Source organism: Pseudomonas putida (genome assembly GCF_050989985.1).
In the GTDB taxonomy this organism is placed as follows: Bacteria; Pseudomonadota; Gammaproteobacteria; order Pseudomonadales; family Pseudomonadaceae; genus Aquipseudomonas; species Aquipseudomonas putida_AI.
Map to the genome: position 1 here is coordinate 5594738 of NZ_CP158815.1, position 25449 is coordinate 5620186.

Annotated in this window: 20 protein-coding genes; 17 read left to right on the forward strand and 3 right to left on the reverse strand. The window is 61.0% G+C overall.

Annotated elements, in window-relative coordinates:
* The first annotated feature begins 227 nt into the window (after positions 1 to 227).
* The 10 genes from ABTV29_RS25655 to ABTV29_RS25700 all read left to right on the forward strand — a co-directional run bounded on the left by ABTV29_RS25655 (position 228) and on the right by ABTV29_RS25700 (position 9095).
* Positions 228 to 1142, forward strand: a complete 915-nt coding sequence (locus ABTV29_RS25655; protein WP_433767381.1) for a glutamate/aspartate ABC transporter substrate-binding protein — start codon at positions 228 to 230, stop codon at positions 1140 to 1142.
* A 193-nt stretch (positions 1143 to 1335) separates the two neighbouring features.
* Positions 1336 to 2082 (forward strand): amino acid ABC transporter permease, encoded by a 747-nt coding sequence (locus ABTV29_RS25660; protein ID WP_433767382.1) that lies wholly within the window; start codon positions 1336 to 1338, stop codon positions 2080 to 2082.
* Positions 2082 to 2753 (forward strand): amino acid ABC transporter permease, encoded by a 672-nt coding sequence (locus ABTV29_RS25665; RefSeq protein ID WP_433772019.1) that lies wholly within the window; start codon positions 2082 to 2084, stop codon positions 2751 to 2753. Before ABTV29_RS25660 ends, ABTV29_RS25665 begins: the two co-directional genes overlap by 1 nt.
* Entirely contained in the window at positions 2750 to 3484 is a 735-nt protein-coding gene (locus tag ABTV29_RS25670; RefSeq protein ID WP_433767383.1) for an amino acid ABC transporter ATP-binding protein, read from the forward strand. The genes ABTV29_RS25665 and ABTV29_RS25670 overlap by 4 nt, the downstream gene beginning before the upstream one ends.
* A gap of 162 nt (positions 3485 to 3646) precedes the next feature.
* The gene (locus ABTV29_RS25675) at positions 3647 to 5548 is read left to right on the forward strand and encodes a sensor histidine kinase (RefSeq protein WP_433767384.1); all 1902 of its coding nucleotides are present in this window, start codon (positions 3647 to 3649) and stop codon (positions 5546 to 5548) included.
* 44 nt (positions 5549 to 5592) lie between these two features.
* The gene (locus tag ABTV29_RS25680; protein WP_433772021.1) at positions 5593 to 6873 is read left to right on the forward strand and encodes a sigma-54-dependent transcriptional regulator; all 1281 of its coding nucleotides are present in this window, start codon (positions 5593 to 5595) and stop codon (positions 6871 to 6873) included.
* Positions 6874 to 6881: 8 nt separating this feature from the next.
* Entirely contained in the window at positions 6882 to 7211 is a 330-nt protein-coding gene (locus ABTV29_RS25685; RefSeq protein WP_433772023.1) for a GlpM family protein, read from the forward strand.
* A gap of 183 nt (positions 7212 to 7394) precedes the next feature.
* Positions 7395 to 8315, forward strand: a complete 921-nt coding sequence (locus ABTV29_RS25690) for an arginase (RefSeq protein WP_433767385.1) — start codon at positions 7395 to 7397, stop codon at positions 8313 to 8315.
* Entirely contained in the window at positions 8312 to 8686 is a 375-nt protein-coding gene (locus ABTV29_RS25695) for an EamA family transporter (protein WP_433767386.1), read from the forward strand. Before ABTV29_RS25690 ends, ABTV29_RS25695 begins: the two co-directional genes overlap by 4 nt.
* A gap of 10 nt (positions 8687 to 8696) precedes the next feature.
* On the forward strand, positions 8697 to 9095 hold the full coding sequence (locus ABTV29_RS25700; protein ID WP_433767387.1) for a transporter: 399 nt from the start codon (positions 8697 to 8699) through the stop codon (positions 9093 to 9095).
* 114 nt (positions 9096 to 9209) lie between these two features.
* Here the strand turns inward: ABTV29_RS25700 and ABTV29_RS25705 are convergent, their stop codons facing one another.
* Positions 9210 to 9971, reverse strand: coding sequence for a MipA/OmpV family protein (locus ABTV29_RS25705; protein WP_433767388.1), 762 nt, complete (start codon positions 9969 to 9971; stop codon positions 9210 to 9212).
* 230 nt (positions 9972 to 10201) lie between these two features.
* On the opposite strand from ABTV29_RS25705, the gene ABTV29_RS25710 reads away from it, so the two are divergent.
* From ABTV29_RS25710 to ABTV29_RS25735, 6 genes are all read left to right on the forward strand, one after another.
* Positions 10202 to 10915, forward strand: a complete 714-nt coding sequence (locus tag ABTV29_RS25710; protein WP_433767389.1) for an MtnX-like HAD-IB family phosphatase — start codon at positions 10202 to 10204, stop codon at positions 10913 to 10915.
* Positions 10908 to 12302, forward strand: coding sequence for an aspartate aminotransferase family protein (locus tag ABTV29_RS25715; RefSeq protein ID WP_433767390.1), 1395 nt, complete (start codon positions 10908 to 10910; stop codon positions 12300 to 12302). Before ABTV29_RS25710 ends, ABTV29_RS25715 begins: the two co-directional genes overlap by 8 nt.
* Positions 12299 to 13189, forward strand: a complete 891-nt coding sequence (locus ABTV29_RS25720) for an alpha/beta hydrolase (protein WP_433767391.1) — start codon at positions 12299 to 12301, stop codon at positions 13187 to 13189. The genes ABTV29_RS25715 and ABTV29_RS25720 overlap by 4 nt, the downstream gene beginning before the upstream one ends.
* Before the next feature lie 176 nt (positions 13190 to 13365).
* Positions 13366 to 14493 (forward strand): GNAT family N-acetyltransferase, encoded by a 1128-nt coding sequence (locus tag ABTV29_RS25725; RefSeq protein WP_433767392.1) that lies wholly within the window; start codon positions 13366 to 13368, stop codon positions 14491 to 14493.
* A 10-nt stretch (positions 14494 to 14503) separates the two neighbouring features.
* Positions 14504 to 16276 (forward strand): ATP-binding protein, encoded by a 1773-nt coding sequence (locus tag ABTV29_RS25730; protein WP_433772025.1) that lies wholly within the window; start codon positions 14504 to 14506, stop codon positions 16274 to 16276.
* Positions 16266 to 17657: a sigma-54-dependent transcriptional regulator gene (locus tag ABTV29_RS25735; protein ID WP_433767393.1), complete on the forward strand. Its 1392-nt coding sequence runs from the start codon at positions 16266 to 16268 to the stop codon at positions 17655 to 17657. Before ABTV29_RS25730 ends, ABTV29_RS25735 begins: the two co-directional genes overlap by 11 nt.
* A gap of 118 nt (positions 17658 to 17775) precedes the next feature.
* On the opposite strand, the gene ABTV29_RS25740 is transcribed toward ABTV29_RS25735, so the two are convergent.
* Complete coding sequence (locus ABTV29_RS25740) at positions 17776 to 18441, reverse strand: DsbA family oxidoreductase (RefSeq protein ID WP_433767394.1); 666 nt, start codon at positions 18439 to 18441, stop codon at positions 17776 to 17778.
* 170 nt (positions 18442 to 18611) lie between these two features.
* Complete coding sequence (locus ABTV29_RS25745) at positions 18612 to 19643, reverse strand: alpha/beta fold hydrolase (protein WP_433767395.1); 1032 nt, start codon at positions 19641 to 19643, stop codon at positions 18612 to 18614.
* A gap of 205 nt (positions 19644 to 19848) precedes the next feature.
* Here ABTV29_RS25745 and ABTV29_RS25750 point away from each other — a divergent pair, with 205 nt between their 5' ends.
* Positions 19849 to 25431: a dermonecrotic toxin domain-containing protein gene (locus ABTV29_RS25750; protein ID WP_433767396.1), complete on the forward strand. Its 5583-nt coding sequence runs from the start codon at positions 19849 to 19851 to the stop codon at positions 25429 to 25431.
* Positions 25432 to 25449: the final 18 nt, after the last annotated feature.

Consider the following 25449-nt stretch of genomic DNA (forward strand, 5'->3'; position numbering starts at 1 on the left):
GTCGGTTCGGATTACCGGATTTTCCAGCGCTGAAAAAACCGCCATAAATATTTAATCCCCTTATAAATCAACGCTTTGACCAGCAGCGACTGGTCTGGCACGAGTCATGCTCTACACTTCTTCGACGAATGCCTGTTGCGCCAACACTTCAGGAGCCGTCAGGCATTCGAAGCACAAAAGGGCCGATGAACTGGCTCCATAAAAAAAACAATGTCGAGGAAAATTTGATGCGCATCGTTCCCCATATCCTGGGCGCAGCCATTGCTGCAGCTCTGATCAGCACTCCAGTTTTCGCCGCCGAACTCACCGGCACCCTGAAGAAAATCAAAGAGTCCGGTGTTATCACCCTCGGACATCGCGACGCCTCCATTCCTTTCTCCTACATCGCCGATGCATCCGGCAAACCGATGGGCTACTCCCACGACCTGCAACTGAAAGTCGTCGACGCCCTGAAGAAAGAACTGGACCTGCCTAACCTGCAGATCAAATACAACCTGGTGACCTCGCAGACCCGTATCCCGCTGGTGCAGAACGGCACCGTGGACCTGGAATGCGGTTCCACCACCAACAACGTCGAGCGTCAGCAACAAGTTGACTTCTCCGTCGGTATCTTCGAAGTCGGCACCCGCCTGCTGGCCAAGAAAGACTCCGCCTACAAGGATTTCGACGACCTCAAAGGCAAGAACGTCGTGACCACCGCCGGCACCACGTCCGAGCGCATCCTCAAGGCAATGAATGCCGATAAGCAGATGGGCATGAACGTCATCTCCGCCAAAGACCACGGCGAATCCTTCCAGATGCTGGAAAGCGGCCGCGCAGTGGCTTTCATGATGGACGACGTATTGCTGGCCGGTGAAATGGCCAAGGCCAAGAAGCCTGCCGACTGGTCCGTGACCGGCACTCCACAGTCGTACGAAATATACGGCTGCATGGTTCGCAAGGGTGACGAGCCGTTCAAGAAGGTCGTGGATGACGCCATCAAGGCCACCTACGCATCGGGCGAGATCAACAAGATCTACGACAAGTGGTTCCTGCAGCCAGTCCCGCCTAAAGGCGTGAACCTGAGCTTCCCGATGAGCAACGAGCTCAAGGCCCTGATCGCCACGCCGACCGATAAAGCGGCTGACGACAAGAAATCCTGATTTCTGACTAACCTTATCTCCTGAAAGGGCCGTTGCCCTTTCAGGAGTTGTCACCTCCTGCTGGCATATCTGGAAACACTCGAACCGGTGGCTATCGAGCCGTTCGCGTGTGCCTGTTCGACACGATCAGGCGGGGACGGAGCTTCCCCCAGGCGGGTACTTGTACATCGATTGATCTCAAGGGGAGACCCTAATGAATTACAACTGGGACTGGGGCGTGTTCTTCAAGTCCACCGGCGTGGGCAGCGAGACCTATCTCGACTGGTTCATCGCAGGTTTGGGCTGGACCATCGGCATCGCCGTCGTGGCCTGGATCATCGCTCTGACACTGGGCTCGGTCCTGGGTGTCATGCGTACCGTGCCGAACCGCATCGTATCGGGCATCGCCACCTGCTACGTCGAACTCTTCCGTAACGTGCCGCTGCTGGTTCAGCTGTTCATCTGGTACTTCCTGGTACCCGACCTGCTGCCGCCTGACCTGCAGGAGTGGTACAAGCAGGACCTGAACCCGACCACCTCGGCCTTCCTCAGCGTCGTCGTGTGCCTTGGCCTGTTCACCGCCGCCCGGGTTTGCGAACAGGTGCGTACCGGCATCCAGGCCCTGCCGAAAGGCCAGGAATCCGCGGCCCGCGCCATGGGTTTCACCTTGCCGCAGATCTACTGGAACGTACTGCTGCCCCAGGCTTACCGGATCATCATTCCGCCGCTCACCTCGGAATTTCTCAACGTCTTCAAGAACTCGTCCGTGGCCTCGCTGATCGGCCTGATGGAGCTGCTCGCGCAGACCAAACAGACCGCCGAGTTCTCGGCCAACCTGTTCGAAGCGTTCACCCTGGCCACACTGATCTACTTCACCCTGAACATGAGCCTGATGCTGCTGATGCGCATGGTCGAGAAGAAGGTTGCCGTACCGGGCCTGATCTCCGTAGGGGGTAAATGATGGAATTCGACTTCTCGGGCATCGTCCCGTCCCTGCCGGGCCTGTGGAACGGCATGATCATGACCCTCAAGCTGATGGCCATGGGCGTCGTCGGCGGGATCATCCTTGGCACCATCCTGGCGCTGTGCCGTCTGTCCCACAACAAGCTGCTGTCGAACCTGGCCGGCGCCTACGTCAACTACTTCCGTTCGATTCCGCTGCTGCTGGTGATCACCTGGTTCTACCTGGCGGTACCGTTCGTGCTGCGCTGGATCACCGGCGAAGACACCCCGATCGGCGCGTTCACCTCGTGCATCGTGGCCTTCATGATGTTCGAAGCGGCCTACTTCTGCGAAATCGTCCGGGCCGGCGTGCAGTCGATTCCCAAGGGCCAGATGGGTGCCGCGCAAGCGCTGGGCATGACCTATGGCCAGATGATGCGCCTGATCATCCTGCCGCAAGCCTTCCGCAAGATGACCCCGCTGTTGCTGCAACAGAGCATCATCCTGTTCCAGGACACCTCGCTGGTCTACGCCGTCGGCCTGGTGGACTTCCTCAATGCTTCGCGTGCCAGCGGCGACATCATCGGCCGCTCCAATGAGTTCCTGATCTTCGCGGGGCTCGTTTACTTCACCATCAGCTTTGCCGCCTCGCAGTTGGTCAAGCGTCTGCAAAAAAGGATCACCGTATGATCTCTATCAAGAACATCAACAAGTGGTATGGGGACTTCCAGGTGCTGACCGATTGCAGCACCGAGGTCAAAAAAGGCGAAGTGATCGTGGTGTGCGGGCCATCCGGTTCCGGCAAATCGACCCTGATCAAATGCGTCAACGCGCTGGAACCGTTCCAGAAAGGTGACATCGTGGTCGATGGCACGTCCATCGCCGACCCGAAAACCAACCTGCCCAAGCTGCGTTCGCGCGTCGGCATGGTGTTCCAGCATTTCGAACTGTTCCCGCACCTGACCATCACCGAAAACCTGACCATCGCGCAGATCAAGGTGTTGGGCCGCAGCAAGGAAGAAGCGACCAAGAAAGGCCTGCAACTGCTGGACCGCGTCGGTCTCTCGGCCCACGCCCACAAGCATCCGGGCCAATTGTCCGGTGGTCAGCAGCAGCGTGTGGCGATTGCCCGTGCGCTGGCGATGGACCCGATCGTCATGCTGTTCGACGAACCGACCTCCGCGCTGGACCCGGAAATGGTCAACGAAGTACTGGACGTGATGGTGCAACTGGCCCACGAAGGCATGACCATGATGTGCGTGACCCACGAAATGGGCTTCGCCCGTAAAGTGGCGGACCGGGTGATCTTCATGGACAAGGGCATGATCATCGAGGACTGCAAGAAAGAAGAGTTCTTCGGCGACATCAGCCACCGCGCCGAGCGTACGCAGCACTTCCTCAACAAGATTCTGCAGCACTAAGAAAAGAAGACACCGCTCCCCTCTGTGGGAGCGAGCCTGCTCGCGATGGAGTATCAGCTACATCTGTGTCGACTGACACACCATCGCGAGCAGGCTCGCTCCTACAGAGGGATTGGCGGTGATATTGAGATTTGTGTTGTGGTTTGACCCAAGGCATCTGTGATGAAATGCGACCCCAATCCCTATCGCGACACGTCGCCATCACTCGCCGTGAAACCCCGCCTGATTCGTCATCTGTTCCTGCCGCCGCTGATCATCGTCATGATGATCGGACTGGGTTACATCGGCTTCTGGACCAGTGAGCACTACGGCATCCGCAGCCTCGGCGAAAACGGCCAGCGCCAGCTGGAATTGCATGCCCGCGCCGTCGAAAGCGAAATCAGCAAATACACCTACCTGCCCAGCCTGCTGGAACTCGAAACCAGCGTCTCGATGCTGCTGGACGACCCGACGCCGGAACACCGGCAAACGGTCAACGAATACCTTGAAGGCCTGAATCGACGCAGTCGCAGTCGGGCCATTTACGTGATGGACACCACCGGTCGTGTCATGGCCACCAGCAACTGGCGCGATGTCGACAGTTACCTGGGCGAAGACCTGTCCTTTCGCGCCTATTTCCAGAACGCTGTGCGCGGCCAGCCGGGGCGGTTCTACGGCATCGGCAGCACCAGCGGCGAACCCGGCTACTACCTGGCCCATGGCCTGGAGGAACACGGCAAGATCATCGGCGTCGCCGTGGTCAAAGTCCGCCTCGAAGCCATGGAGGAACGTTGGCAGCGGGCGCGCCTGGAAGCCTTCGTCAGCGACGAAAACGGCATCATCATCCTGTCCAGCGACCCTTCGCGACGCCTGAAATCCGTGGTGCCACTGAGTGAAGAAACCAAGGAAAAACTGGCCCGCAGCCTTCAGTACTACTGGTTCCCGCTCAACGAATTGCAACCGCTGGCCCGGGAAGTCCTGTCCGAAGGCGTGGAAAAGCTGACCTTCCCCGCCAACAGCGAAGTGGTTTCCGACGAAGAAAACATCAGTTACCTGTCGCAAACCCGGCAATTGAGCGATACCCCCTGGAATTTCACCCTGCTGACGCCGCTGCAGGACTTGCGCCGCGAAGCGATCAATCAGGGGATTCTGGTGGCGGTCGCCTTTGGCCTCGTGGCGTTCCTGCTGATTGCCTGGAACGAGCGACGCAAGGTGATCGCCACCCGCCTCGCCGCCCGGGAAGCCTTGCAGGAAGCCAACAGTCAACTGGAGCGTCGGATTACCGAACGCACCGTTGACCTGCGCGCCAGCAACGAACGGCTCAAGGGCCAGATCCGCGAACGGCGGCATGCCGAAGAGACCTTGCGCCGCGCCCAGGATGAACTGGTGCAGGCCGGCAAACTCGCGGCCATCGGCCAGATGTCCACCAGCATCGCCCACGAACTGAACCAGCCGCTGGCGGCGCTTCGCACCCTGTCCGGCAACACCGTGCGCTTTCTCGAGCGCGGTCAGCTGGACGTGGCCAGCACCAACCTCAAGACCATCAACGAACTGATCGACCGCATGGGCCGGATCACCGCCAGCCTGCGCTCGTTCGCCCGCCGCGGTGACGACAAGGGCCAGGCCTGTCTCGGTAAAGGCGTGGACGCGGCCTTGCAGCTGCTCGGCTCGCGGGTGGAAAACGCCCACCTGCAACTTCATCGCCACTTCGAAGACGTTCAGGTGCAGATCGACCAGACGCGCCTGGAGCAGATTCTGGTCAACCTGATCGGCAACGCCCTCGATGCCATGCAGGCGCAGCCGCAACCGGTGCTGTGGCTTGAAGGCGACGCGATCGATGGCAAGTACCGGCTGCGCGTCAGGGACAACGGCCATGGCATCGACGCCGAAGCGCGCAAGCATTTGTTCGAACCCTTTTTCACCACCAAGCCCGGCGAGCAAGGCCTGGGCCTTGGCCTGACCCTGTCCGCGAGCCTGGCCGCCGCCACCGGCGGTCACCTGGGTGTCGAGCACCCGGCCAGCGGTGGTACCGCATTCGTCCTCAGTTTACCGTTGGTAAGCCCCATTCCCGCCGAGCCAATATGAACAACGACCTTAGTGTATTGATCGTCGAAGACGACCCCCATGTGTTGCTTGGCTGCCAGCAGGCGCTGTCTTTGGAGGACATTCCCTGCATCGGCGTGGGCAGTGCCGAAGAAGCGCTGGAGCGGGTTGGCGACAACTTTGCCGGTATCGTCATCAGCGACATTCGCCTGCCGGGCATCGATGGCCTGGAACTGCTCAATCGCCTCAAAGCCCGCGACCGCAGCCTGCCCGTGGTGCTGATCACCGGTCACGGCGACATTTCCATGGCCGTCGGCGCGATGCAAAAAGGCGCCTATGACTTCATGGAGAAACCCTTTTCACCGGAGCGCCTGGTGGACGTGGCCCGCCGCGCACTGGAGCAGCGCAGCCTGGCGCGCGAAGTCTCGTCGTTGCGAAGGCAACTGGCGGAGCGGGATTCCCTGGAAGGACGGATCATCGGTCGTTCGCCGGCCATGCAGAACTTGCGTGAACTGATCGCCAACGTCGCCGATACCTCGGCTAACGTGTTGATCGAGGGCGAAACCGGCACCGGCAAGGAACTGGTCGCCCGTTGCCTGCATGATTTCAGTCGCCGGCATACCCGAGCATTCGTGGCTCTGAACTGCGGCGGCCTGCCGGAGAACCTCTTCGAAAGCGAGATTTTCGGCCACGAAGCCAACGCCTTCACCGGTGCCGGCAAGCGGCGCATCGGCAAGATCGAACATGCCGACGGCGGCACCCTGTTCCTCGACGAAGTGGAAAGCATGCCCCTGCCCTTGCAGATCAAACTGCTGCGGGTGTTGCAGGAACGCACCCTGGAACGTCTCGGTTCGAACCAGAGCGTGGCGGTCGATTGCCGGGTGATCGCCGCGACCAAATCCGACCTCGACGAATCGAGCAAGGCCGGCGAGTTCCGCAGCGACCTGTACTACCGCCTCAACGTGGTCACCTTGGAACTGCCGCCACTGCGCGAGCGCCGCGAAGACATCCTGCAACTGTTCGAATACTTCCTGCAGCAGTCGTCCCTGCGCTTCGACCGCGCCGCGCCGGAACTGGATAACCAGACGGTGTCGAACCTGATGAGCCACGACTGGCCGGGCAACGTGCGCGAGCTGCGCAACGTCGCCGAGCGTTTCGCCCTCGGTCTGCCGGCGTTCAAGAAAACCGGCGTGGGCGGCAGCGCCCAGGACCTGACGTTCGCCGAAGCGGTGGAAGCCTTCGAACGTAACCTGCTCGGCGACGCCCTGCAGCGCAGCGGCGGCAACCTGACCCAGGCCAGCCAGGAATTGGGCATGGCCAAGACCACACTGTTCGACAAAGTGAAAAAGTACGGCCTGAGCCACTAATGGACCTGATTCTCAAGGCAACCCTGGGCGCGGCGGTGGTGGTGATCCTCGCCACCCTGGCCAAAACCAGAAACTATTACATCGCCGGCCTGGTGCCGCTGTTTCCGACCTTTGCCCTGATCGCCCATTTCATCGTCGGCAAAAGCCGTTCGCTGGATGACCTCAAGACCACCATTATGTTTGGCATGTGGTCGATCATTCCGTACTTCATCTACCTGGCGACCTTGTACGTGATGGTCGACCGGATGCGGCTGGAGGCTTCACTCGCCGTGGCGGCGGTGGCGTGGTTGATGGCCGCCACGGTGCTCGTCAGCATTTGGGTCCGCCTGCAGGTTTAAATCAAAAGATCGCAGCCTTCGGCAGCTCCTACAGGTGTACGCAGCCCCTGTAGGAGCTGCCGAAGGCTGCGATCCTTCTACGGCTGGCCCATCCCTTGCATTTACCCCCAAAAGCCCCCCGGCTGGACTTCATGATCGATGAGGCCGGTGTCTGGGAGGGTCTGCCAAGGGTGAATTGCGACCTTGAACATTCTGGATCTCGACCACAGCCTGACTGCCCAGGCACCGATCGCGCGATTGCTCGACAGCGGCCGCGCCACACGCCTTGACCTGCTCGACCTCGGTCCGAAACTGAGACTGTGGTCCAGTGAACGCACCTGGCGTCGGTTCACCGAACGCTTGCAACGACGACCTCGACACACAGGCCCACAGCCGGAAATTTTCTTCATGGGTTCCGGCGACTTTCATCATTTGACCCCCGCCCTGCTGAGTGAACTGCCGGAACCGGTCAGCCTGATCCACTTCGACAACCACCCCGACTGGGTCCGTTTCGCCCCCCGTCGACATTGCGGTTCGTGGGTCAATCAGGCGCTGAAGCTGCCCAATGTCCGGCGTATCGTCACCCTCGGCCCGTGCAGCGATGACCTGGAGAATCCGCAGTTCAAGGGCGGCAATCTGCGCGCGCTCAAGCGCGGTGATCTGCAGCTGTTTCCCTGGCAGCGGCCGCCCTCGAAAATCTGGGGCATGATCGGTGATGGCGCCGGGCATCGGCAGCAGGAGAATCTGCTGCACTGGCGCAATCTGTCCGGGCTGGACTGGTCGCAATTTCTTCACCAACTGGTCGTCGGCCTGCCCACCGAAGCGGTGTGGATCACTATCGACAAGGACGTGCTGGCCAGCGAAGACGCCGCCACCAACTGGGACCAGGGCGGCATGCGCCTGAGTCATCTGTTGCAAGCGATCCGTGTGCTGGCGACCGGCAAGCGCATCCTGGGCATCGACATCTGCGGCGAGTACGCCCAACCGACCTTCAGTAATGCCTTCAAACGCTGGGAAGCCAGGTCCGACCAGCCCCCGGCCGAGCGCTGGAGCGAGGCGGATCTGCTGCGCAATGCCTCGACCAATCAGGCCCTGATCGATTTGTTCGAGGAACTGTTCCCATGAACTTGACCGTCATCGTCCTGGTGGCGATATCCATTGTGCTGGATATCATCGGCCAGCTCTGTTTCAAGCTCGGCCTGGACCGTTTGCCCGAACTGGAGGGCAGCTTTCGCCTGAACGCGTTCTGGGGACAGGTGTTCAATGCGCCGTTGTTGTGGTGTGGGATCGGCGCCTATGTGATCGAATTTTTCGTCTGGCTCGAAGCCCTGTCACGGGCACCGCTGAGCCTGCTGTTTCCGGCGGCGGCGCTGGCTTATTGCGGTGTGGTGCTGGCTGGCAAGGTCATCCTGGGCGAAACCGTCAGCCGCCGGCGCTGGCTCGGCACGATGGTGATTACGGCGGGCGTGATGCTCGTGTGTGTCGCCCATGGCTGAAGGTCAATCGATGATCAGTAGCAAAACCGCCTGGCTGCACGAACGCCTCGGCACCATCGTCCTTTGGGCGCTGCTGATCGGCTTCGAAAGTGCCGGCCAGATCGCGACCAAGGTGGGCGGCGATCAACTGGGGCAAATGGATTTCAACCTGCAATGGTTGATGGCGGTAGCGGTCAATCCCGGCGTGTGGCTGGCGATTGCCTGCTACATCGGAGCGTTTTTCGTGTGGATGCTGATTCTACGGCGCAGCAGTCTGTCGCTGGCATTTCCCTTGAGCTCACTGGTGTTTGTCGGGGTGCTGCTGGGATCGTGGCTGGGGTTGGGGGAGCAGATCAGTGTGCTGCACTGGGTGGGTGTGGCAGTGATCATGGGCGGGATTGCGTTGTTGGCCGAGGGTGAAGAACAGTAGATTCTTGGTGAGTTCAATGGCCCCATCGCGAGCAGGCTCGCTCCTACAGATGACCGAGATCCCCTGTAGGAGCGAGCCTGCTCGCGATGACGTCAGCCCAGCCAACAAATTTCTCTAGTCGAACTTGTAGGCAATCGCCACCTGCGCTTCCCCCTGATCGGCCCGCCCGACCTCTTTGACAATGCTGCTATCGGCCGCAGACCCCGTCAGGTGAATCCAGCTGGCGCTGGTCAGCAACGACCAGTGCGGCGCCAGGGGAAACTCGAAGCTCTGGGTCAAAGCCACGTTCTGCAACCCACCGCCAGCGTTGTAGCGGCGAATGCCCGAGGCCTGTGATTCATCGGCACTGACGCCGAAATAGGTCTGTGCCTGCCGGGCATCGGCGAAATGAGCGGTGAGGTTGGTGCTGCCAATCACACCGCCACCCACCGGATATCCCACTTCCCCACCGACCCGCCCCAGTACTCCGCCTTGCCCGCTGCCCCCGCCGACCGCCTGGCCAACCGAGGCAAACACCCGCCAGAAATCAGCCGGCGCGTACTGCACGAAACCACCCACCTCGCCCATGTCCGGCACGTCGCGCAGGCCTTGCAACTGGCCGTTCGCGGTCCGCCCCGGCAGGTAATTCAAGTACGGTCCGGCACTGAAACCATTGGCCTTGAACGCATTCCAGGTCAACCCGTCATCGGTACTCAGGCTGACATCGCCCCAGTCCAGATCGAGGTACGGCACGGGCCGGGTTTCGTAGCGACTGCCGCTCGGATCACGGGGTTGATAGCTCAGGCCGAGCCCGGCTTCACCGGTGATGCCATCGGCTTGAGCGTTGATGGAAAGGCAGGTCAGCGCAGCACATAGCGCAATGGCAATCCTCGACATGAGGTGACTCCTTGAACGGGACATGCGCGCATCAATCCTCCGTTTGCCACGCACGCGCAAGCACTCATGTTGTTTGTAGCGAGCTACAAAAATTGTAGCTCCGCCACCCCCGGAATCCGCCAGAACCCCGGCCCTGCCGGGCCCGACACGCTTGGCACAGTCCCTGCTCTACCCCCTTTGCAGCGCAGTCAGCACGCAACGCGCACTTTTTTTACAAGCAGGTAAAACAGATGATTGACTGGCATATCGTGTGTGATTTCGACGGGACCATCACCCGCACCGACGTGATCGACGGCATCCTCCAACGATTCGCCGACCCGAGCTGGGAAGCGATCGAAGACGAATGGCTGGCGGGCCACATCGGTTCCCGTGAATGCCTCAGCCGCCAGCTCTCGCTGGTCAAGGCGACACCCGCCCAATTGCTCGGGTTCTTCGACAGCATCGAGATCGACCCGGACTTCCCCGACTTCGTCGACCACGTCATTGGCCTCGGTGCCTCCCTGGAAGTGGTGAGCGACGGCATCGTGCAGGGCATCGCCCGGATCCTGTCGCGCCACTACGTGAGCCTGCTGCCGATCCTCGCCAATCAATTGCGCCAGGTCGATCACGACAGCTGGCGCATCGACTTCCCCCACGCCAGCGATGCCTGCCGCTCCGCCGCCGGCAACTGCAAATGCAAGTCCACGCCCAAGGCCAAACGGGTGCTGGTGATCGGTGACGGCCAGTCCGACATGTGCGTGGCCGCCACCGCCGATTTCGTGTTCGCCAAGGACCGCCTGGCCGAGCACTGCGAGCGCAACGGCATTGCCTATGCGCGCTTCGACAGCTTCGCCGAACTTCCCGCCCTGCTGGCCCAACTGCCAAACGCCAGCGCCGCCAACGCCACCTCTTTCACTCTCGAAACTATCAACGCCGAAAAACAGGAACTCTTCCACCATGTCTGATATTCGAATCGCGACCGCTGAAGACCAGGTTCTGCTGGAAAAAGAAGCCAGATACTGCTCCTACGGCGACACCGTCCACTACATCGAACCTCCGCGAATCTTCGGTCGTTGCGAAGGCTCCTACGTCTGGGACACCAGCGACCAGGCCTACCTCGACCTGCAAATGTGGTACTCGGCGGTCAACTTCGGCTACGCCAACCCTCGCCTGAACAACGCGCTGAAACAGCAGATCGACACCCTGCCGCAGATCGCCAGCCAGTACCTGCACAAGGGCAAGATCGAGCTCTCGGAAATGATCGCCGTGGACGCGAAGAAGAAATTCGGCCTTGATGGTCGCGTGCACTTCAACGTCGGTGGTTCGCAATCCATCGAGGACTCGCTGAAGGTGGTGCGCAACGCCAGCAATGGCAAAAGCCTCATGTTCGCCTTCGAGGGCGGCTACCACGGTCGCACCCTCGGCGCCTCGTCGATCACCTCCAGCTACCGCTATCGCCGTCGCTACGGCCACTTCGGCGAGCGCGCCAACTTCATCCCGTTCCCGTACCACTTCCGCGGCCCCAAAGGCATGACCAAGGAAGAGTACGGCAGCCATTGCGTGCAGCAGTTCGCCCGCCTGTTCGAGACCGAATACAACGGCGTCTGGGACCCGAAAGTCGGCCAGAGCGAATACGCCGCCTTCTACGTCGAACCGATCCAGGGCACCGGCGGCTACGTGATTCCGCCGATGAACTTCTACAGCGAACTCAAGCATGTGCTGGACCAGCACGGCATCCTGATGGTGGTGGACGAAATCCAGATGGGTTTCTACCGCACCGGCAAGTTGTGGTCGATCGAGCACTTCGACGTCAAACCGGACGTGATCGTCTTCGGCAAGGCGCTGACCAACGGCCTCAATCCGCTGGGCGGCATCTGGGCCAGGGAAGAGCTGATCAACCCCAAAGTCTTCCCGCCGGGCTCGACGCACTCGACCTTCGCCTCCAACCCGCTGGGCACGGCGGTCGGCCTGGAAATGTTCAAGATGACCAGTGAAATCGACTACGGCGCGATGGTCATGAACAAGGGCAAGTATTTCCTCGAAGGCCTGAAGGACTTGCAAAAACGCTACCCGATCATCGGCGACGTCGACGGCCTGGGCCTGGCCCTGCGCTGCGAAATTTGCGGCCCGGATGGCTTCACGCCGGACAAGGCGACCCTGGACTTCATGGTCGAAGAAGGCATGAAGGGCGACATTGAAATCGACGGCAAGCGCCTGGGGCTGATTCTCGATGTGGGGGGTTACTACAAGAACGTGATCACCCTGGCGCCATCGCTGGAGATCAGTTACCCGGAAATCGACCTGGGCATCGCCCTGCTCGACCGCCTGCTGCACCGGGCGATGAAGCGATGAGCGCCCTGCTTTCACCCGATACCATCGACATGGGCGAAGGCAGCGCCGGATTCATTCTGGGCAGCGGGGAGGTCGCGGTGCTGTTGATCCACGGACTCACGGGCACTCCGACGGAGCTGCGCCGGGTCGCCATGGGGCTAGCCAAGGCCGGGTACACCGTCTACGTGCCCACACTGGCCGGCCACTGCGGTGACAACGCGGACCTGCAAGCCACGGGCTGGCGTGACTGGTACGAGAGCGCGCGCAACACCTTCGTCGGCGTGCGGCGCAAGCATGCGCACGTGTTCGTCGGCGGCCTGTCCATGGGGGCGGTGCTGTCGATGTACCTGGCAGCCGAACATCCGGGGCAGGTCGAAGGCTTGTTGCTGTACTCCACGACACTGCGTTACGACGGCTGGAACATGCCCTGGGTCGCGAAGCTGAGCAGCCTGGTGATGTCGATTCCGTTTGGCGTGCACCTGTGTCGCTTCAACGAAAAATCGCCCTACGGCATCAAGGACGAACGCCTGCGGGCAATTGTCGAGCGCCAGATGAAGGCCGGTGAAAGCAGCAACGCCGGGCTGTTGACCATGTCTGGCGTGAGTGTTCGAGAGTTGCATCGACTGGTGGCGGCGGTGAAAAAGCGCATGCCGCAGATCACCACCCAGGCGCTGGTGCTGCACTCGCGCGAAGACGACATCACCAGCTGCTGGAACGCCGATTACGTGGAGCGAAAGCTAGGTGGGCCAGTGGTCAAGGTCTTGCTGGACGACTGCTATCACATGATCACCGTCGACCTGCAATACCGCCGCGTGGTGGAGTTGAGCGCGGACTTCATCCAGCACCGTTTCATTCAACAACGCAGTGCCCCACGGCCTTTGCACCAGGAATATCGACAACTGGCCTGAACACATTGATGAAACTATGCGCCCCCCACTGTAGGAGCGAGCCTGCTCGCGATGGACTCAAGGGCGCCGCGGTTAACCTGAAATCCCGCGTTATCGTTGACGACCATCGCGAGCGAGCTCGCTCCTACAGGGGGTCGGGTAATGGCCGCAATTGTGAACAATCCCAAGGAACCGAAGTGATCACTGCCCTCGCCCTTTCGACGATCGAAGCCCTCGACCGCGACGCCTGGAATGACTGTTTCCCCGACGAACTGGAGGACTGGGATTACTACCGGGCCGTTGAACGCTCGGCCATCGCCGGCTTCCAGTGGCGCTATCTGGCGCTGTTCGAAGGCGAAGTATTGATTGCCGCCGCCGTGGCATTCACCACCGCTTACTCGCTGGACACCACGGTTCAGGGCTCAAGCAAACGTATCAGCGAGCGGCTGCGGCGCCATTGGCCGGGGCTGCTCGATGTGCGCCTCTACGCCCTTGGTTCCCCGGTGGCCGAGCAGTGCCATGTTGGCACGGCCCGGCACATCGCCGCGGGTCGGCGTCCGGCGCTGCTCGAACAATTGCTGGTCCTGGCGCGCAGGGATGCTAATCAGGCCGGCATCGGTCTGTTGGCGGTCAAGGACGCCTCGCACCGTGATCCGCAGTGGTTGCAGGCCTGTCATGACGCCGGCCTGCAAAGCATGTACGGCCTGCCCGCTGCCGAGCTGCCGATTACCTTCGGCTCCGTCGACGCCTATCTCGGCACCCTCGGCAAGTCCACCCGCAAGGACTTGCGCCGCACGCTGCGCGGCCAGGGCCCGCGCATCGAATGGCGTCGTTCGGTGCACGACTTGCTCGAACAAATGATGCCGCTGTACGAAGCCACGCTCGCGCGCAGTGACCTGACCTTCGAACGCCTGCCCGCGGCTTACTTCCGGCAGGTCCTTGAACACCTCGATAAACGGGCCGCTTGTGTGCTCTATTGGCTGGGCGATGAGCTGGTGGCGTTCAATCTGGTGTTGCTGGACGAGCGGCGCCTGGTGGACAAGTTCTTCGCCCACGACCTGGGCAAAACCCGCGATCACAACCTCTATGCACGCAGCTGGCTGGCCAATGTCGACTACTGTATTGAGCACGGCCTTGCAATCTACGAGTGCGGCCAGGCCGGTTATGCCAGCAAGCTGCGCCTGGGGTGCTCGTTCCGTGGCAACACCGTGTTTTTCCGCCATCGCAACCCTCTGCTCGACAGTCTGTTGCGGCTGGTGAAAATGTTTATCCGTCCGGATCGCTCCGACCCTGCCATGGCAGCCGCGATCAGCGAGCTGCAATAAGCGAAGCATGATGACCCAAGACCCGCGCCCCACCGCCCGACCTTTCGCCCTTTCCGGCTGGAGCCTGCAGCGCAAGCTGGTGCTGGCGTTCTGGCTGGTGAGTGTGATCCCGACCATGATCGCCGCCGAACTGGCGGCCACCACGCTGTCGCAGATCTTCGACAGCAACGTGCGTATATGGCTGCAGGAGTCGACCAAGATCATCGAAGACGAAATCAGCGAGATACTGCGCGACAATGCCCGCGCCGCGCAGTTGTTCCTGCGCTATACGCGCCCGCCCACCGACCGGTTGTCGACCCGCAACGACAAGCTGACCAGCGACATCGCCGACTCCATGGGCATCGATGTGGTGGCGCTGGTGCGCAACAGTGATCACCAAGTGTTGTTCAGCACCGTCGCCGACGACATCGTCAGGCAGATCAGCACCGCGCCCAAAGCCGTGCTGCAGACCCTGCAAGTCGGTGGCGTGGCCACCGGCACGGTGGTTTCGACCTTCGAGACCGAGCAAGACGGCGTCGGCTACAAGCTGGTGATCGGCACCTACCTGGACAGCAGCTTCCTCACCAGCGTGGCCGACGTGCACTCCCTCGACTTGCGGCTGTACCTGGCCAAGGCCGATGACTTCTCGGAGATTTTCTCTACCCAACGCTTTGAGGACCATCCGGCGGCCGTGCCGGAAAAAATCGAACAGATCCTGCGCAGCACCAAGCAGCCGATCGAGCAATTCACCAGTCGCTACAGCGGTATCTACCGGCCGATCCTCAACGAGAACGGAGAGCTGCAAGGGGTGATCTTCAGTGGCTTGCTGCGTCATAGCAGCCTGTTGGGACTGGTCAACCAGAGCAATCTGTTCATCGTGATTTTCCTGCTCAGTTCGGCGGCGTCCCTGACTGTCGGCTGGCTGGTTTCCCAACGCCTGACCAAGCCGTTGCGCGGCCTTTCCCATGGCGTCCAGGCAGTGATCGCAGGGGATTATCGCCAGCGCCTGCCAGTGGCCGGCGGTGACGAGCTGGCGGAACTGAGCAGCACCTTCAACCACATGAGCGAACGCCTGGGTGAGTTGCAGCATCTGGAATCGCAACTGCGCCGGCGCGACCGTTTGCATGCGCTGGGCGAAGTCGCCATGGGCCTGGCCCATGAAATCCGCAACCCGCTGGGCATCATCAAGACCGCCACGCAGTTGCTGCATCGACGTGCCGACCTGCCCGAGAGCGACAAGCGACATCTGGAATATGTGGTCAGTGAAGTCAGCCGCATCAACGACCTGATCACCGAATTCCTCGATTTCGCCAAACCCAGCGCACCGATGCGCTCGACGCAACCGGCGCGGTCGCTGGTGGATGAACTGGCCGGTTTTTGCGCCCCCGAACTGGCCAGCCACAACATCGACGTACGCATCGACGATCAGGCCCCGGGGGCCACGGTTCATGCCGACGCCCGGCAGCTCAAGCAGGCCGGGCTGAACCTTATCGTCAACGCCATCGACGCCATGCCCGGCGGCGGTCGCCTGACCCTGAGCATCACCCGTGACGGACCTTTCACGGTGATCGGCATCGCCGACACCGGCCAGGGCATCGAACCGGACATGCGCGAACGCATCTTCACGCCGTTCGTCACCACCAAGGCCTCCGGCACCGGCCTGGGCCTGGCGAAGGTATTCTCGATCATGGAAAGTCACGACGGACGCATCGAATGCGCCAGTGTGAAGGGAGCCGGGGCCACGTTCAGCCTGTACATTCCGGCCAATGGCGAAGATTTCGACGAGGGCAGCAATGACACATAACATTCTGGTGGTCGACGACGAGCCCAAACTCTGCGACCTGCTTGCCTCGGCCTTGAGTCAGAACGCGGTGACCGTGTTCACCGCCGGCAACGGACTGCATGCGCTCAAAGTGCTGGAGGTCGAAGACATCGATCTGGTCATCAGCGACTGGCGCATGCCCGGCATGGACGGCCCGCAATTGCTGGCGGAAATCAAAAGCCGTTATCCGCAGTTGCCGGTCATCGTCATGACCGCCTACAGCACGGTGAAAAACGCCGTGCAGTCGATGCGCAACGGCGCCTTCGACTACATCGCCAAGCCGTTCGACATCGATGAGCTGGACATCACCGTCAGCAAGGCCCTGCAATTTCGCGACATCCTCAAAGACAACCAGCGCATGCGAGCCGAACTGGACGAGCACCAGCAGATCGATAGCCTGGTGGGTGACAGCCCGAGCTTCCGACGGGTGCTGCACGCCATCGATTCGGTGCGCGAAAGCAACGCGACGATTCTGCTGACCGGCGAGAGCGGCACCGGCAAGGAGATGGTCGCGCGGGCGATCCACAAGCACGGCAATCGCGCCGATAAACCCTTCGTGGCGGTGAACTGCGCGGCCATCCCCGAAGGTTTGCTGGAAAGCGAGATGTTCGGCCATCGCAAAGGCGCCTTCACCGGGGCCGTGGCCGACCGGGTCGGGCGCTTCCTGCAAGCCGACAAGGGCACGCTGTTTCTCGACGAAATCGGTGAAATGCCGCTGCCGTTGCAGGCGAAAATCCTCCGCGCCCTGCAAGAGCGCGTTATCGAACCGGTGGGTGATCCCCGGGAGCGTAAGGTCGATGTGCGCGTCATCGCCGCCACCAACAAAAACCTGCTGGAAGCGGTAGCCGCCAGGGAGTTTCGCGAAGACCTCTATTACCGCCTCAATGTGTTCCCGATTCCCCTGCCGGCCCTGCGTGAACGGGTCGAGGACATCGCGCCGCTGGCTCGCCATTTCGCCCACACCCTGGGCGCGACGGCAGGCAAGCGCATCACCGGCTTCAGCCCGGAAGCGTTGCAGGCCATGGCCGGTTATTCGTGGCCGGGCAATATCCGCGAGCTGCAAAACTGCGTGGAGAGGGCAACCATCGTCGCCTCAGGCGCGGTGATTGAAGAGCATGATCTGCCGGCCTATCTGTTCGCTTCGTCGCCAGCCGCCAACCAGGCCGTCCTCAGTGAGGGCACCAGCGTACCGTCGGACCTGGAAGCGGCGTTGGCGGAGGTGGAAAAGGCCTACATTCTCGCCGCCCTTGCGCAAAGCAACGGCGTGCAGGCCGCGGCGGCGCAGTTGATCGGGATTTCCGAGCGCAGCTTCTGGTATCGCCTTAAAAAATTGGGGATTCACGTCGACAAGATCGTGCGCTGAATTTCATCTGTAGGAGCGAGCATGCTCGCGAAGAACGCCCAGGTTAATGCGATCACCCAGGCAGGGCGCGTTATCGTTGACGTCCATCGCGAGCATGCTCGCTCCTACAGGGGGAATGTCAGTTGACGGTTCCGCCCTTGGCTTCGCTCATGATCTGGCGAATCGCTGCGACGAAACTTTCCACCGGCTGCCCGCCCGTCACCGCGTACTGACTGTTGAACACCACGGTCGGCACCGAACTGACGCCGCGAGATAGCCACAGCTGTTCTTCATGACGAACCTCATCGGCAAACTCATCCGACGCCAGAATCGCTTCGGCCCGCTGCCGGTCCAGCCCGACGCTTTCGGCGATCTGCGCCAGTTGTGCAAGATCGGATGGATTTGCGCCGTCAGTGAAATACGCCTTGAACAACGCTTCTTTCAGTGGCAGTTGCAGCCCTTCCAGACCTGCCCAATGCAACAGGCGGTGTGCATCGAAAGTGTTGTAGATGCGACTGTTGCCATCGGTACGAAACGCAAACCCGACCTCGGCGCCACGCGCGCGGATCATCTCGCGGTTCTTTTGCGATTGCTCCGGCGTCGAGCCGTACTTCTCGGTGATGTGCTCGGTAATGTTCTGCCCTTCGGGCCCCATCTTCGGATTCAGTTCAAATGGCTGAAAGCGGATTTCGGCGCGGACCTCGTCGCGCAGAATCTCCAGGGCCCGGGTCAGGCCGTACAGACCAACGACGCACCAGGGGCAGGATACGTCGCTGACGAAATCGATTTTCAGTGGGGAACTCATTGCACACCTCGCTGGCCCGAAAAATCCTGACGATACACCCACCGAGCCTGAACGCGCAGCAGATCCCCTGTAGGAGCGAGCCTGCTCGCGATAGCGGCGTGCCTGTTACGGCAATGGTGACTGTGCTGCCGTCATCGCGAGCAGGCTCGCTCCTACAGGGAATTTGAGTGTTAAAGGAGATTCGGTTCTGCCACCGGCTCGATCTGCGCCCAATGCGAAGTGTCCTCCCGATGCTCGCGCAAATACGGCAACACCGCCGCCAGCAACGGCGCCTTGAACGCCTCCTGAAAACGATGGGCCAACCCGGGAATCAACCTCAGCTGGCTGCCACGCAGATGGGCCGCCAGATGCACACCATGCATCACCGGCAACAGCGGGTCGGCCGTGCCATGCACCACCAGTGCCGGCACTCGCAGCTGATTGAGCAAGGCCACGCGGCTTGGCTCGGCGAGGATCGCCATGATCTGGCGCTTCACGCCTTCGGGATTGAACGCGCGGTCATAGGACAGCGCCGCCTGATGCAGCAGCGCCTGGCGATCATCGGTGACCGTCGGGCTGCCCAGCGCGGCCAGCAGATCGGCCTGTTGTTCCAGGGCAACTTCGCGGTTGGGCGCGCCGCGTCGGGCGAGCAGCTGTACCAGCGCCGCACTGGGCGCCGGCAGCCCCTCGGCACCGGAGCTGGTCATGATCAGCGTCAGGCTCTCGACCCGCTGCGGTGCCATGGCCGCCATATGCTGCGCAATCATGCCCCCCATGCTCGCACCCAGTACGTGGAACTGGTCGATGTGCAACGCATCCATCAAGCCGAGCGCATCGTCCGCCATGTCGGTCAGGGTGTAGGGTGCCGACACCGGCAAACCGAGTTTGTAGCGCAGCACTTCGTAGGTCAGGTTGGCGTCGGCCGGTGCTTGCCGCCAGGTCGAGAGGCCGACATCGCGATTGTCATAGCGAATGACTCGAAAACCTTGCTGGCACAAGGCGACGACGACTTCGTCTGGCCAGTGAATCAACTGCCCGCCCAATCCCATCACCAGCAGCAATGCCGGATCCGACGCACGACCGATGCTCTGGTACGCCAGGCTCACCTGCGCCAGATCGACCCGCTCGGTCGGAACATTCACATCGCAACGAGACGCCGCCAGGGACGGAAAGCTGAACAAAGTGGCCAGAAAAATGGCCCCAGCAAAAAACAAAGCACGCATGAAAAAACACCAAAACGCAGAACCCCAGTAGAGCGCGAGTCTGATGAAGTTTGTTCAAGCGCGCTGCCACAGTTCCATGACAGTTTGATGAACACTGCCGAGTGGTCATCGAGATAACTATCTAGCGCCAATGACCGTCGGGTCACCCCTTCAATGGCTCGCTCAAGGAGCGGACTCACCGCTCCCTTTCACCGAGCCATGCCCCATGACCGATAAACGCTTTTTCGACCTCCCCGTCCCCACCTCCATCAACCTCCCAGCCTCCTGGAATCTGCCAAAAAACAACGACGACAGCTTGATGCTCAGGGCTACGACCCGTTGGCGCGAATGCAACGAGGGCTTGCATGAACTGTTCGCCGGCGTACCGGACACTCGCGCTACGCTCGAGCATTTGCTCAAACAACAGCTGGACCTGGACGGCCACGCCGCAGGCCTGCAATTTTTCGCCACGCAAGAACAGGGTGAACGGTTCATCCTGCTCACCGATGCCCTGGCTTTCGTCTTCCAGCACCCTGAACTGGAGAGCACGCTGGACCAGCGTTGTCGCGTCACGGGCCTGACCTCGACCCACGCCCTCTTCCCCCTCACACCGCTGCAACTGCTCACCCGCCTCAAGGCGCTGGGGGTGGAGCAAGCCATGACCGAACGCTGGAATGCCTACTGGGACGCGCGCGCACCCGGCACTTCAGTGTCGCGCCGTGAACGTGCCAGCCAGTTGTACCTCAATCACCTGGAGGCGACGGCTCAAAGGGCATTCGCCCAACGCACCCTGAGTGCCAGACAACTGAAACCGCTGCTGTTGCTGATGGATGCTGGCACGACCGGCGCACGCCTGGATAACCAGCCGGTCAAATGCGAACAGCTTGAGCTGGAACTGAGCAACAACGCTCGAGTGAAGCTTCCCGAGGCCTGGGTGATCAGCGTCGGTGACAACGCACCGGTCGAACAATTGTTGTACCTTCCGTGCCGCCCGGTAGCGCTGCAAGCCTTCGCCCAGCGCAGTGACATGCAGACTTGGTTGACGCAACAGGCGCTCGTCCCCGGCGGACTGCCCGACACTGACATCGCCTTTCAGTACACCACCCGAGACCTGCCGCTGTCGGCGGGTATGACCAACCTGCTGGCCCATCAGCAAATGGCCCAGCTCGAGACCTTGCGCAACGGTTCAGCGGCAAAGCCCGGACTGGCCGAACAGGGCGCCAGGGCCTTGGTGGACTCGGACAGACTTGACCGGCAGCGCAGCCAAAGCCCGGTGTTCGCCGCACCGCCAAGTATGGAACCGTCGCCCGTCGACACTGCTTTCGATACCCATGACGAACAGTTCTTGTTCGGCAACCTGCATGCCGATATACCCTGGCCACTGCGTCAGGCAGCCCTGAATGAGCAGCGCAATGCGCTCGAAGCGTTACGCCGGGAGGCTGGCCAAAACGACCACCTGAAATCTCTCAAGGATCTGCAAGCAAAACTGGAAGCCGCCGAGCAAGCCGCCGATAAGGCTGCTTCCACGATGCTCTACCGTGAACCTTCGCCTGACCCCATCACCTTGAATCGGCAACTCACTGCGCTGCACCAGGCCCACAAGGATGGCCTGCACGCCGAGGCCGGGTTGCAATTGACGCTCAAGCAACTGACCGATGAAGAATCCAGTCTGCTCAAGGCGCTGCTCGACACGCCCGAAGTCCCCGGAGACAACAGGGTGGCGGCCAGCCTGACCCTGGCGTTGACCGAACAGGACGGCGCACAACCCAAGGTCAACACCCAGGCACTCAACGGCGTTTTTGTGATGACCCACCCGGACGCACTGCTGGATGCTTCGTCTTCCCACAGCGTGTTGCTTTATTGGCCCGGAACTGGCGGCGGGCTGCAACGCTTTGCCAACCGACGGGAGCTTGAACGACAGCTGTTCAAAATGGGCGAAACCGACAGCGATCTTGCACTGCAACTGAACAAAATCAGCGGCGATGCGCTGCAATACGCGCTCAATCAGATCAACGATGATTTTGAAGCCAAGGCGGCCGGGATACGTCAACGCAATGCCCGGATAGACCAGCAAACACAACTGGCCGAACAACTGGAAGCGCTACGCACCCGAACCCTTGCTGCCTTGCAGGTACCGGTAAATGCCGCGCGAAACCTCGCTTTCGCACATGACCTGGAACAGGACCGTAGCGCCACCCTGGCCGCCCGTCTTCCGGACATGCTCGCCAAACTGTCACAGACCGATCGCAGCGTACTCAAGAATCTGATCCAGGCGTACATCGGGGCCATGCACCGCAGTCATGAGTTGATGACCGCCAACCTCGAGCCGCGCGATGACTTCACTCGGCGACACCTGCACGCCCGACTGCGCAAGGACTTCAACATCAAGGGCGATTTCGATGTGCAACTGCAACTGCCCGATGCCGTCACCTGGGAAAAGCGCTACTCCACAACGCCAGCCGGAAAGGTCGAAACGACGGTCATGGTGCCCGGTGCCAAGTACAGCAAAATGTCGCTTGAGGACCTGGCCCAGCTCAACATCGATAACGTCCATTCGGTGCAACAGGACGATCTGTCGCAGCGGCTGGTGTTCATGCGGCTGGAAGTGACGGCGACGGTTGCGCAGGAACGTTTCACGCTACTCAATGGCATCAACCTGATTTACCTGCGCAAGACCCTCCCGGATCTGGATCTGCCCAAGGCCTACGAAAGGCAGATCCACCGCGCATTCATGGGCTCGGCAGACGACTCGGCCTTCGTGAATGCACATCGTCGCGAATGCCTGATCGAACCCTGGCAACTGATGCTCAAGTTGCAGGGCGAGTTTGCGCGCCTGCAAAAACAGATCAACCACGACGATTTGCAGATCCTGAACGTCGCCATCGATGCCAGTACCCCCGAAGCCTGGCGCGCCGGCGGCAAGCGCGTGGTGCTACTGCCGGTCCACCTCAGCGCAGGTGGCAAGGACACGCCGAACGAAGGCGGGGTCACCCTGTCCGGCGTGACCTTCATTCAGGAACAGATCAGCGGCGTAACCCTGCTTTACACGCCGGACAGCCCTGATGACCGCTTTCTGCGTCGATACGACAGCCTGGAGGATGCGCGCAAGGCGCTGTTCAACCTGTGCTCACAAGACTCGATGATCAACTACCTGGCCAGTCGCGCCCTGCAAGGCAGCGTCCGGGCCCATGTCAGCCGGATCAATGACGCGCAGCTCAAACGCTTCGACGCCATGATCAGTGTCGGAGCCGCCTGGCCGGCCACCACTTCATTGGCCGCCCATCTGCTCAATGCCCATATGGGGCGCCTGATCGAAGCCCATCGGGGCACGTCGCGTTCCAACGATGCGTTGTACCTGGAGCGTTACGCGTTGCAAGGTCCGCGCGCCTTCGCATACATCAAAATGGCCCTCGGGTTGCTGCCCTTTATTGGTACGGCAGTCGCCCTCTACGATGCCTGGACCGCGGCAAACCAGGCGGTGGCTGCGTTTTTGCGCGGCCAGGCCGGGGACGGGGTGGACGAGCTGGGTTCGCTGCTGTTGTGCTTGATCGATGCAGCGATGGACCTGCTGCCGGGGGAGGCCATCACTTCCTCACTGGCCTCGGGCGCGCGCACCTTGACTCGCACCCGCCAGTTTCGTGCGCTTACCGCCAGTGCCGCCGCCTTGCAGGCGCCGTCCATGCGCCAGGCCCGGCATGTCGTCGCTCGCTTCGCCGGCTATGAATATGAGAAGCCCCTTTCGCTGGCGGGGCTGCAACCGGCGACCCATGGCACTTACCGCAATGTCTACCGGCATGCCGACGGTGATTTCATCATCCGCCAGGGCCGCGTGTTCCAGGTCGAATGGAGCACCGACTCGCGCAACTGGCGCCTGACCGGCAACAGCCGCAAAACCTACAAGCAACCCATTGCCCTCGACGAAGCAGGCGAGTGGGATACCTGGTTCGGCGTCTATGGAACCACCTTCGAAGGCGGCGGCCTCGGCGGTGGGCAAGTACTCGGGCACCTGGCCGATACACTGGATCCGCTATGGCCCGCCGCCATTCGCGAACGGCTGCCGCGCTGGTGGGTTGATCGGGCTCTTCGCCGTCATCACGCTTTGACCGAGGCGATCGATGACTTTGGCAGCCAACTCGATCAACAGGTAGCGCGTACAGACGCCGCTCTGAAGACCTACAACGCCACGCCCGCAGATCAGCGTGCAAGCCTGATGCAGGCAACCGACTCGGCCTGCATCGGCGATATCGAGATGGCCCGGCGACACCTGCAAACAGCGTCCGATCTATTACCACTGACCCACGGCAACAAGCGGCATGAACTGCGCAAGATACAGAGCAATGGCGCCTTGATCGTGGCCGACCGCTGCAAGCATCGGCTGTTCATGTCCAATTACCGGGTCCTGGCCTTGTTGGACCGTATCGATGCGCAGACGAACAGCCTTGATGAACTGCTTCAATCTCCCCTCGCCGAACGCCTGCGTGTCCTGGAGGACATCCGCAAACTGCGGCTGGAAATGCTCAAGGAGTTCGACACGATCGAATCCCTCATGCGCGACCTTAACCTCTGGTATCAGCGCATCAGCGAGCGTGTTCAAAAAACCCAAATGACCGACGAAGTCGCCATGCTGAACAGGCGCCTCAGTGAGGCGAACCTGCTGAACCTGAGAACGGGCAACTTGTTGGAAACGGTGACACGCTTTGACACCATCAACGATGTGTCCTGGTTCTTTCTTCAAACCCAGACGCAAGTCCAGAGAACCCAACTCGACCGAGCGTTGTTCAAGCAATTCAACCTGCCGGAAGTGACCGCCACCAAGGCTCAACGCAATCGGATTCTTCAAGACTGCATTGAGCAATACGATCAATTTCGTCGCGCAATGAACGCCTGGACCATCAGTTATCCGCAGCATTTCCATCTGGAAAACGTGCCCCCCTTGCTGGACGGCCTCGAAACATTGACCCAGCGAGCACGCAAGGCACTCGACATTCCGCCACCGCCTGCCCCGGCGGGTACTAGCACCAGAAGAGTGTTTACCACCGAAAACGACGAATTGCTGATTGGGGTGGAGCACTGGGAGCTGGCGACGCAACAGCGCCAATACACATTGACCAGCCAAGATGGCTACACGGAGATCTGGGAGCCCACTGCAAACAACAGGTTTCGCTTGCGAAACCCCAGGCCACAGCCGGTCGCTCCCACTCGAAGGGACGTTGCAGCATCAGTGGCCGAAGCCCGTCAGAAGCTGGCGATGCAAGACGCCTATAAAACCAGGGTTCAGTCCTACGCCAATCAGGGCATGCTCCCCGTCGACCTGGAAGACATGATGCTCAAGGAAGCAAACGAACTCACGCATCGCGCTCGCGACATCGAAGCACTTTCACCGCAAAACGCCGTGATCGCACAACTGCGCGACAAGGCCAGCGAACTGGTCGCCACCGGGCGTGCCATGCGAACCCGACAGTCGCTGCTGAGCAAAAAGCCCACCGATGGCATGCTGGACGACCTCGTCACGCAAGGGGTTGTCGAGGTTCGTAAAACCAGCCCGCTGAAAAACCTCGGCAAACGCCCGGATGGCCGACTCGACTATATGCAGGAATATGAAGTGTGGGACCTGACCGCCAATCCCCCAGGGGTGCTGTGGTACGCCCACTTCCACTATTCCAAGGCAGCGCCGCGTTTCAGCGAATTCGAGAAAGCCCATTTGAAATTGCCGGAACATCGCTACCTGACCCATGCGGACAACGCCGACCTGCCTTACGCCGATATAGGTAAAAGGTCGGCGGTGTTGCCGCATTTCGAAAATCTCTGATACCAAATGGGTGCAGGT